Source organism: Rothia sp. HMSC069C01 (assembly GCF_001814655.1).
In the GTDB taxonomy this organism is placed as follows: domain Bacteria; phylum Actinomycetota; class Actinomycetes; order Actinomycetales; family Micrococcaceae; genus Rothia; species Rothia dentocariosa.
In genome coordinates this window covers 1-9,382 of the sequence record NZ_KV817392.1, presented here as the reverse complement: position 1 = coordinate 9,382, position 9,382 = coordinate 1, and the positions used below count along the sequence as shown (strand labels likewise).

The following is a 9,382-nucleotide window of genomic DNA, read 5'->3' as shown; positions in this document are numbered from 1 at the left end:
CCGCCTCCACGGCGAGCCGTGAGAATTCGAGGGCGTCGCCGGTGCAGTCGTTCGTGCTGACCGTTCCCAGTGCCCCGGCGAATCGGGGAATGCGCAGCTCGCCGATTCCGATGCCGACCCAGAATCCCTGCTCGCGCGAAGCATACAGGGCCGCCTGCAGGGCGTCTGCGGAACTCTCGAAAGCACCCTGAATTTCGTCCGGATAGGTTTGTGCGAATTCAACTCGGGGATTGAGCTTGGAGAGCTTGTCGAGAAGCGCAGGCAATGAAACCTGTGGGGAACGTTGAATGAAGGTTAACACGAACACCCCTCCATTATGCCTGAGCGCCTCGGGTTTTGATAGGGTTTCGCGGTACGGGTTGGCAGGGGCAAGCACACCCGGGCGATGCCGTTTCTCACAATCGTGGCGGGTTTGGTGACGACAACCGTATGTGTCTCATAAAACTGTCTAATATGCCTTGTCAGCCCTCGAATGTGGGTGAGTCCAAGGCGGCGGCGGAGCGTACCAAACCCAGGTATCCGCCCAACGCCAAGAGTTCGGGGATGCTCTGCGGTACGAACCGGTGCAGGCTGTCGGATGCGACCAGTACGGAACACCACTGCCCGCGTGAGAGCGCCACGTTCAGGCGGTTAGGGGAGAGCAGAAACTCTGCGCCTCGCCCCAATGCCCCGGCATTTGAGGAGGCCATTGACACAATCGTCACCGGTGCCTGCTGACCCTGAAACTTATCAACGGTTCCCACGCGCACGCCGTGACCGTCCGCATCCAGAAGCCCGGCGCGGCGCAGATGCTCCGCAATCGTATCGACCTGCGCGTTATAGGCGGCGACCACCACAATATCTTCTCCGGTGAGCTCGCGTGCGGGCTGATTCGCCCCGGCAGTCCATAACGCACCCACGAACTCGCACGCTAGGCGCGCGACTGCTGCCGCTTCTACTTCGGAACGTACGGTGCAGTGCTCGTGATGAACGCCGTACATATACAGCCCGGGATCGGCAGGAATAACAGGTTCTTCCCGTGCGGGAACCTTGAGGATGCGCTCGCTCGCCGCCGCTGCCGAGTGCAGCTTCCCGCTGTAGGACAGCGCAGAAACTGGTGCGCACAGCTGCGGGTGCATACGCCAGGTGACTTGCAGAAAATAACCAAATGTAGCGGGAAGTACTGACTGCCCGCCGGACAGCCAGCCCAGTGCTGAGGTATCTAGCGGGTACGGATGCTCACCCACCGCCACCTGCGGCAGCTGCTGCGGATCACCCAGCAGAAGCAGATTCCGTGCGGCCCTTCCAACCGCCAGGGTGTTGGCGAGCGAGAACTGCCCGGCTTCGTCGATAACGAGCAGGTCGAGTGAGCCCTCAGGAATACGGTTCGGGTTCGCAAAATCCCAGGCGGTCCCGCCAAAAAGAACGCCGGGCGAAGTTCCGGCACCGGATTTTTCGCCGCCAGACCCACCGGAATTATCTAATAAAGCGGTCAGATCTTTATCGCTGGCCTCAACCCAGGGGTAATCGGGGAGCTGAGATTTGCCCTTGGCGCGCATCACCCGCTCGGCGGGAAACAGGTTACGTTCCAGGCACGCGGTCAGCATATTCTCCACGACGGCGTGAGACTGTGCCACCACGCCCACTTTCGCGCCCGCCGCAACCAACCTGGCGATCACCTGCGACCCCAAGAAGGTCTTACCTGACCCGGGCGGACCCTGAACCGCCACATAGGAACGGTCAAGGTCACGAACCGCCGCGAGCACCGCCTCAACAGTGGGCAGCTCGGCGTGAGAAAACTCCGTCTCTTGGGGCAGGCTCTCGCGGGTTTTGAGCCGCGGCGGGCGGCGTTCGATAAGGTCAAGCGTCCCGGTCGCGGCAACGTTGGGGAATGAGTCTTCAGCCTCGACCGCTACGCGCATAACCGCCGCCTCTAGCTGTTTCGTCGTCACGGGTGCGCCCGGGGTGAGCCCCAGCGGGAAGGCCGCATGTTCTTCATCGTTCACACGGATGCGCTCGGCAACTACCATCACAACACGCTGCCCGCCACCCGCCAAAGTAGCGCCCTCTGCAGGTTCGCCCGGTTCCTCATACGGTTCGAGAGACATAATTTTTGCCCCGAAAAACCCGAGTCTATGCAGTGTATCTGGCACGCGGACCTGCGGGTTAGTCGCGCGAAATGCCTCCACCTGGGAATCGATGCTCTCATATGCCTTCGCGGGCGCATCATCGGCACTATACAGCAAATAATGCCCGGTATCGTCGGCCTTGAGGGTGTGCGAATCCGCCAGGGTGGCGACCGCGCGCAGAGTACGCATTTTCGCCCCGCGCACGCGCTCCCAATCGGTCGCGGTCTCAACGCTCTCGAAAATCACGCAATTGCGCGTATTCGCCCAATTCTCGTAGGGCTCGTGCAGGCGGCGCAGATGATCCCGCCAAAACGGCGCCTTTTCGCGGCGATAGAAATCGACACCGGAGAGGAGCATCGCCAACCGGGTATTTTCGGCAGATAGACCCCGATTCCTCTGATTCTGCTTTTCGAGCTCGGCAAGGCGTTCCCGCAGGCGCTCAAGCTGAGCGTATTCTTCATCGTCGTCGGCAGGGGCGGCAGGCCGTACCCGGTACGGATGCTGTGCCTTCGCGGGAATGCCCTCAAACGTCGAATCCGCTGCGGAATCATCGGAATCCACCCAGGATTCTTCGTCTGAATCATCGCTGCTATGAGGGACGAGCTCTGGTTCGTCAAGCGTTTCGGATGTGCCAGCTTCGGCCTCCACACGTGCCGCACACGCCGGGCAGTCACCACAGCTCAGCAGGTCGGGAATATCGGCGAGTGCCACACCCTCCCGCCATGATGCGCGCAAAAATTCGTAGCGTTCCGTGAGGGTTTCCAGCACCGGGATTAGCCGCGCGAGCGGGTAGCGTTCCTTGCCCTGAGCGGTGTGTATTTCCACCTCGGCGTCCGCCGTATTCCTCATGTCTGCAACGCATGAAGCCTGTGCCGCCTCCAAAAGTGCCACGACTTCTGGGTTTATCTGGGGCGCGCCGCTATCACGACGCACGACATGAGAGGGACCGCTCGCGGTGGTGTCGTGTTCGTTCTCCCGGGTGCCTGCCGTATGCCGCGAAAAATCGGCGTAGAGCGCCGTCTCGCAGTGGTGAACACGCAAAAGCTCCGTAACGGCGACTCTCGGCAGATCGTCGGGCACGGATGCGGCAGAGGGTGAAGACACGAAACTATCCTTCGGAACGGGGTGAGTGAATATGCGCGGATAACCGCAAAAGTGCTTGTGATGCGTGGCTGCTGTATGCCCTCGGATATACTCGGCAGTCAGATAAATATACAATACTTTGCATATTCGTGCTCTACTGCGAGCTGGGAACTTCGGCAGGGTTTTGTTCCGCCGCCTGGGAGGATGCATCCTCCTGCGGTACGTTCTCACCGGCGGGCGAAGCGGAAGACGAACCATCCGGGGCCTGCGAGGAATTCGGGGCGGAACCCGAACCTGTAGCATCGGGAGCCGAGGATGAGCCCGGTACCTGTGAGCCCGAAGGTGCGGGCGTTCCCGTGGGGTTCGCGGGCGGTTCGGTACGTGCCGCCACGATCGCCGCGGCGCTATCGACCGTATCCTTCGCGCCGGGCAGAGCTTCCGCACCGCCGACATCGTTGAGCAGACTCACGAAAACCAGGCGTGTGCCGTCTGGGCGAGTCGCATACCCCGATAACGAAATGGCGGTGAACAGCGTGCCGGTCTTTGCCGCTACATGCCCGCGCGCATACTTATTCGCTTCTCCGCTAAAACGATCCTTGAGCGTACCCGAAACACCCGCAACCGGGAATCTGCGCTCAAGCTCGTCATGCTTCGGATGCGCCGCTAACGCCCCCAAGGTCTGCGCCAGGGTGCGTGCCGTCACCCGGTTCTGCAGGGACATACCGCTCACATCCGCCTGCACCAACCCGGTAACCGAAATCTTCGCCTCCTGCAGTTTCTCGCGCACAAGTTTCTGCGCCTCGGATGCGCTGCCCTCACGCCCCGCAGCGATCGCCATATTGCGCCCCAGCACTTCGGCGAGCACATTATCGGACTCTAACATCATCACAAAGGCCTGATCGAGCGCGGATGCCGACTGAACCTGAGCGATCTGCTCGGCATCGGCCTCACGGGGGCGGCGGTCGGCAACCGTAAATACGTACCCTGCTTTGACCTCTGCATGCTCTTCACTCGCCTTATTGAGCACCTTCACGAACGCTTCTAGGGCGGCGACTCCGGCGTCTTGCGGGCGTGCCGGTTTATCGGGGGTGGACTGCCCGGGCACGGTGTGCGAGGCCAGCGCGATCGGGTTAATCGGGGTGATCTGCCCGGATTCGAGGTCGCCGGGCTCCCAACCAGGGTTAGTCGCAGAACCCGTGTAAATCGTGGTGTCGAGGTAGACGGGGAAGGTACCGTGCGCGACCTTGCGTTCGTTCATCTGCTGCACGGTATCCGCAGCGAGCGTGCTCAGCCCGGCGCGCATCGTCGGCGAACCCGCGGTGGCCGGTTCCGTGGCTCCTTCCACGAGCAGAGTGTCGCCGCCTGCCACCAGAAACAGCCCATTTTTACCCTGCACCACCGAGGTTGTGAAAGTGCGTTCCGGCGCGGTCTGCGCGAGCGCAAAATAGGTCAGAATCTTCATATTCGAGGCGGGCAGGCGCGGGGTATCTGGGGCATCCGCATAGAGCTCACGTGTGCCGTCAAGGGCGGTCACGAGCATGGAATGGGCGGGGTAGGGGCGCTCCTGAAAGAGCTTATCGAGCTGGGTTTTCAGGTCTTGAAGCTGCTGAGCATCCAGCACCGGAGTGGGGCTCGGCGTGGGTGTGACCGACGGGGTTACGGATGCGGTACCGCCCTGCGACTGCCCGCCGCTTGGGTTTGAGCATGCGGCAAGGAATAGCGCGGGTGCTGCACTGAGCAGGGCGCGGCGAGTGAACGGGGTGTTTATCGGTTGGGGTGAACGCATCTTAAGAGCATAACGAATTCCGCCGCGAAATACCGAGCCGGTTACGCACATCGCGAGGACTACACGCTACCAGCTCGCCTGGAGATAGCGTGGAGGATGTTCACGCAACGTATCTGAAAGCACGATTTTTGTGGCATTGAATGGGTGTTGTGCACACGTTCAGGGGGTACAATGGGGGAGTTGTTCGCCGCCTTGATGCGCGGTGCAGAGGCTTACATTCATAGAAAGAGGTTCCCATGGAACTCGACGTCACGATTGAAATCCCCCGCGGCTCCCGGGTGAAGTACGAGATAGACCACGAAACCGGTCGTCTGTATCTAGATCGCGTGCTGTTCACCTCAATGCAGTACCCCACCGCATACGGCTACTTTGAGAACACACTCGGCGAGGACGGCGATCCGCTGGACGCCATGTTGGTTCTAGACGTTGATATTGTTCCCGGTGTGATCGTGGAGGCTCGCCCGGTTGCTGTATTTAACATGACTGACGAGGCTGGTGGCGATGCGAAGGTACTGTGCGTGCCCACCGATAAGCGCTACGATCACATCAAGTCGCTGGCGGATGTGCCCGAGCAGCTCAAGGCTGAGATTCAGCACTTCTTCGAGCGTTACAAGGATCTGGAACCCGGCAAATGGGTGAAGGGCGAAGGCTGGGACGACATCGCTGCGGCAGAGAAGATGGTTCAGGAGGCGATCGACCGCTTCGCTGCTGAAGGCCACTAGGTCTTACTCGCGTTCCTGTTAATAACGGGAGCGGTTTCTTCATCCGGGAGCACTTTATTTGCTCCCGCATGAAGAAACCGCTCCCGTTTGTATTAGGGGGGCAAGAGCGGTTCTTGCGGTTGCTATTATGGAGCCGCAGTTTTCCCGAGGAGCTTTATTAGAAATTAATTTTATTGTCGTTGCACTGCGCTACGTGAACGTATAGTGTGGGAAATAATACGCTGTTCATTAAAACTTCTATACATACAGAGACGGATAATTAGCCCATAATCTGGGTATCTGTACGCGATATAGCATTATGTATTTCTTAATTAAGAGTTTGTTGTGCACAAAAATTTGCAGCATATGACGTCCTTGAATAGATATGCCGTGGTGAGGAGTATAAATGAAAGGCTTGGTATGTGAATGTCGAAATGCCATTCGTTTAACTGCCACAGCAGGGGTTTCTGCGATTTTCGCGGGTGCTGATACTGCTGCGCGGACTACTGCCCCGAACGTAATGCGCAAGGTTCTTGGTACTGAAAATGTAGATAATACGTCGCACGGTATTACCGGCAAAACTAAGCCCGTTGTCGCCCTGCGAACGCGCGCTTCAGCCCTGGCCGGGATCATAACGGAATATAGTAAAGCTATTGGGCGGAGCCAAAAAACGAAGCGGCTTTGGGCTGGTGTCTCTGGTATGGGGAACGCTATCCGCCAAAGGATCTTGTCAATGAGGTCGGTGAATGCGCCGCAAATCCTTGGGAAGCAATACTCACCCTTGAAGGAGTTACCTCAGCCTGTCTTCCAGAGGCTATCTTCGCAACTTTATATGGCATCGCTCGTCTGGGGCAGCGTGTCTATGTTGCGTGGAGGGCGCACGAAGGAGCGTCAGTATACGCTGGATCACCCAGAGTATGTAGCGCTGACGAGTGCACTGAAGGGTGGTTACTTCAGTGGTTTTTTCGAAGCGGTCTGTGTCTTTCTCGTGATTCTCAGTGCTCGGGTCGTTGGGCCAGCTTCAAAGCTTTCTGCACTGTCTCTTCCGCAGCTGCAGATCGCTGGTATCGTGTGGATTTCCTACCTCATCTTCCCGCTAGTACTCGTATTGGTGCAGCGTCCGTTGGTGGTGCGTGCGCAGCATCCTTCTCCAGGAGGGAGGCTGTTTGCTGCATGCGATATCTTAGTGCCGCCGCTGGTGTATCTGGTGGTAACACTAGGGATGTTTCAGGATGTAGGCAAGGCGGCAACAGTAGGTTCCTGTGCCTTAGTTTTCTATCTGGCCTATGCGGCATGGCTTAAACCCTGGAAGCCTGGTTTAACCCGAGCAGAGTTACGCAGCAAGATCGAGCAGACCAAGCAGATGACCCGCGAACTGGTGGGCGATATCGCGCAGGAGTACGCCGGGATGATGCAGGAGCGTGCTGAGATTATGCAGAAATACGCTGATGTTGATGATCCGGCGATTAAGGATCTGTTTCTGCCGGGTAATCGCTACCGTATACCTCTCAAATATGAAAAACGAGGAGCACTTCCGCGTAAGCGGTGAAAACACTCCAACACGTGGATAATGTGGGAAGGGATACATATGGAGAGCAGTCAGTATACGCCGGATCACCCAGAGTATGTACCGCTGAGCGCTGCGTTGATGGGTAGTTTTATAGGGGGTTTGCTCGAAGGATTTTGCGTATTTCTGTTGATTCTTGGTGCTGGGGCTGTTGTCTCCGCCTTGGGGCTTTCTGCCCTGTCCCTCTCTTTGTATCAGGCGACTAAGACCGTACTGATTTCTTACCTCATCTTTCCGCTAGTACGCGCATTGGTGCAGCGTCCGTTGGTGGTGCGTGCACAGCACCCCTCTCCAGGAGGGAGGCTGTTTGCTGCATACGAAATCTTAGTGCCTCCACCGGTGTACTTGGTTGTGGCACTGGTAGTAACTCAAGATACAGGGCGAGCAGTAGTGGTGGGGGTCTGTGCCTTAGTTTTCTATCTGGCCTACGTGGCACGGTTTAAGCCCTGGAAGCCTGGTTTCACTCGGACAGAGGTACGCAGCAAGATTGAGCAGACCAAGCAGATGACTCGTGAGATGTTTGGTGAAATTGCGCAGGAGCGTGCTGAGACGATGCAGAAGAATGCTGAGGTTGATGACCCTGCGGTCAAGGATCTGTTCCTGCCAAGTAATCGTTATCGTATGCCTCTCGATCATGACGAGAGGCGTTCCTAGCTCGCTTCTTTCTTGTGCTGCACCTGCTAGTGCAGCTGCATGTTCCGGGAGCGGTTTCTTTATTTGGGAGCACGTAAAGTGCTCCCAAATAAAGAAACCGCTCCCACTTGTGTATGAGTGTCTTCTCATCTAGAGAACCTTAAAATTTTTCCGAATAATAGTTCGTATTTACTGTATTTTTAGTCTCCCTGCGGTGTAAAATTCTTGAAAACCGAACTATTATTCGTATTTTTAAGGGGGATGCGGCCATCATGCCGCACACACGATGGCTTTTCATGCAGAAGAGTTTGCTCAGAACTTCGGGCAGCGAGTGCGGCGCATCCGTAAGGAAGAACGGCTTACCCAGCTGGAACTTTCCTATATGGTGGGTGTAAGCGATAAAACGATTCGTGATATTGAACGTGGTAAGCCGGGACCATCTTTTGGGTCTGTGCTCAAAACCGCTGAAGTGCTGGGTATATACCTCGTTGTAGAAGGTGCAGATCATGCCTAATCCAGGACTCCTCAGGGCAGACATCTATAATGCGGGACATCTAGCCGCGCGGCTCACACAGCACAGTTCGATACACTGTGCATATGAACGATAACAACACACAGAACCTGCTAAATGTTGAGCGCATCGCCAAAATCGTGGGCAGCCTGGCGCCCGCCGGGCCGCGCATGAAGCCCCAGGAGATGGCTGGCGTGGTCGCATCCTTGCGCAAAGCGGCGGAAGAATCCGTAGACCATGTGCACCGCATTACCGGGCTTGATGCGGCACAAGACCTGCGCGACTCCGAGGTTTTGGTGGTTGATCGAAGTACCTGGGCGAAGGCGAACGCGCAGGCGTTCTCTATCATGCTCGTGCCCTTCGTCAAGCCCGCATTCGAGAAGATCCAGCAGAAAAAACCGCATGCTGACCTGGGCAAACTCCAAGAAGGGTTGGCCTTTGAGGTCGGTGCCGTGCTCTCGTTCCTCTCCACCAAAGTGCTTGGGCAATATGAACCCTATGCGGCGCTGGCCGGGTACGGGCAGCCGGGTGGGCGTCTGATGCTGCTCGCCCCGAACGTGGTCTCCGTCGAGCGTGAACTCAACGTTGAACCCGAAGATTTTCGCTTGTGGGTGTGCCTGCACGAGCAGACGCATCGGGTGCAGTTTGCCGCCGCGCCGTGGCTGCGCGACTATTTCCTTGCCAAGATTACGGAGCTGGGCGATAGCGCCGCCAGCACTTTCGACCTCAAAGATGCGTTCCGTGCCGCAGCACAGGCACGCGCCGAAGAACCCGGGCAGGGGCGGGCGCATCCTGTGAAAGAAGCTACCGCGAAGGCACGCAAAATCGCGAGCGAGCTGACAGCCATTATGAGCCTGCTTGAGGGGCACGCAAACGTGGTGATGGATGCCGTGGATGCCCAGATTGTGCCGACCGTCAAGACGATTCGCCGCAGGTTCAACCGCCGCAGCTCAACCCAAAAGTTCCTCACAAAGCTCATTTACCGGCTGCTGG

7 protein-coding genes and 1 pseudogene are annotated in these 9,382 nt (G+C 57.7%); 5 read left to right on the top strand and 3 right to left on the bottom strand.

Going from position 1 to position 9,382, the window contains the following annotated elements; all coding sequences use genetic code 11:
• The 3 genes and pseudogenes from HMPREF2981_RS05535 to dacB all read right to left on the bottom strand — a co-directional run.
• Positions 1 to 307 (bottom strand): annotated as a pseudogene (locus HMPREF2981_RS05535) (recombinase RecJ); the annotation flags it as partial.
• Positions 308 to 461: 154 nt separating this feature from the next.
• A complete protein-coding gene (locus tag HMPREF2981_RS05530; protein ID WP_070661522.1) occupies positions 462 to 3,212 on the bottom strand; it encodes a DEAD/DEAH box helicase in 2,751 nt (916 codons plus the stop codon).
• 133 nt (positions 3,213 to 3,345) lie between these two features.
• Positions 3,346 to 4,977: a D-alanyl-D-alanine carboxypeptidase/D-alanyl-D-alanine endopeptidase gene (gene dacB / locus HMPREF2981_RS05525; RefSeq protein WP_246825340.1), complete on the bottom strand. Its 1,632-nt coding sequence runs from the start codon at positions 4,975 to 4,977 to the stop codon at positions 3,346 to 3,348.
• Positions 4,978 to 5,213: 236 nt separating this feature from the next.
• Here dacB and ppa point away from each other — a divergent pair, with 236 nt between their 5' ends.
• The 5 genes from ppa to HMPREF2981_RS05500 all read left to right on the top strand — a co-directional run.
• Positions 5,214 to 5,699: an inorganic diphosphatase gene (ppa, locus tag HMPREF2981_RS05520; RefSeq protein WP_004005776.1), complete on the top strand. Its 486-nt coding sequence runs from the start codon at positions 5,214 to 5,216 to the stop codon at positions 5,697 to 5,699.
• Positions 5,700 to 6,084: 385 nt separating this feature from the next.
• Positions 6,085 to 7,227, top strand: coding sequence for a hypothetical protein (locus HMPREF2981_RS05515; RefSeq protein ID WP_246825338.1), 1,143 nt, complete (start codon positions 6,085 to 6,087; stop codon positions 7,225 to 7,227).
• Positions 7,228 to 7,266: 39 nt separating this feature from the next.
• Positions 7,267 to 7,899 (top strand): hypothetical protein, encoded by a 633-nt coding sequence (locus HMPREF2981_RS05510; protein ID WP_070661516.1) that lies wholly within the window; start codon positions 7,267 to 7,269, stop codon positions 7,897 to 7,899.
• A 265-nt stretch (positions 7,900 to 8,164) separates the two neighbouring features.
• Complete coding sequence (locus HMPREF2981_RS05505) at positions 8,165 to 8,392, top strand: helix-turn-helix transcriptional regulator (RefSeq protein WP_004005772.1); 228 nt, start codon at positions 8,165 to 8,167, stop codon at positions 8,390 to 8,392.
• An 83-nt stretch (positions 8,393 to 8,475) separates the two neighbouring features.
• Positions 8,476 to 9,382: zinc-dependent metalloprotease (locus HMPREF2981_RS05500; protein WP_070661514.1), on the top strand; the 907-nt coding region annotated here is incomplete at its 3' end.

What these genes read in the sequence shown, in the direction of transcription:
- HMPREF2981_RS05505 (WP_004005772.1), top strand. Translation starts at nt 8,165, where the DNA reads ATGGCTTTTCATGCAGAAGAGTTTGCTCAGAACTTCGGGCAGCGAGTG.
- HMPREF2981_RS05510 (WP_070661516.1), top strand. Translation starts at nt 7,267, where the DNA reads ATGGAGAGCAGTCAGTATACGCCGGATCACCCAGAGTATGTACCGCTG.
- ppa (WP_004005776.1), top strand. Translation starts at nt 5,214, where the DNA reads ATGGAACTCGACGTCACGATTGAAATCCCCCGCGGCTCCCGGGTGAAG.
- HMPREF2981_RS05515 (WP_246825338.1), top strand. Translation starts at nt 6,085, where the DNA reads ATGAAAGGCTTGGTATGTGAATGTCGAAATGCCATTCGTTTAACTGCC.
- dacB (WP_246825340.1), bottom strand. Translation starts at nt 4,977, where the DNA reads ATGCGTTCACCCCAACCGATAAACACCCCGTTCACTCGCCGCGCCCTG.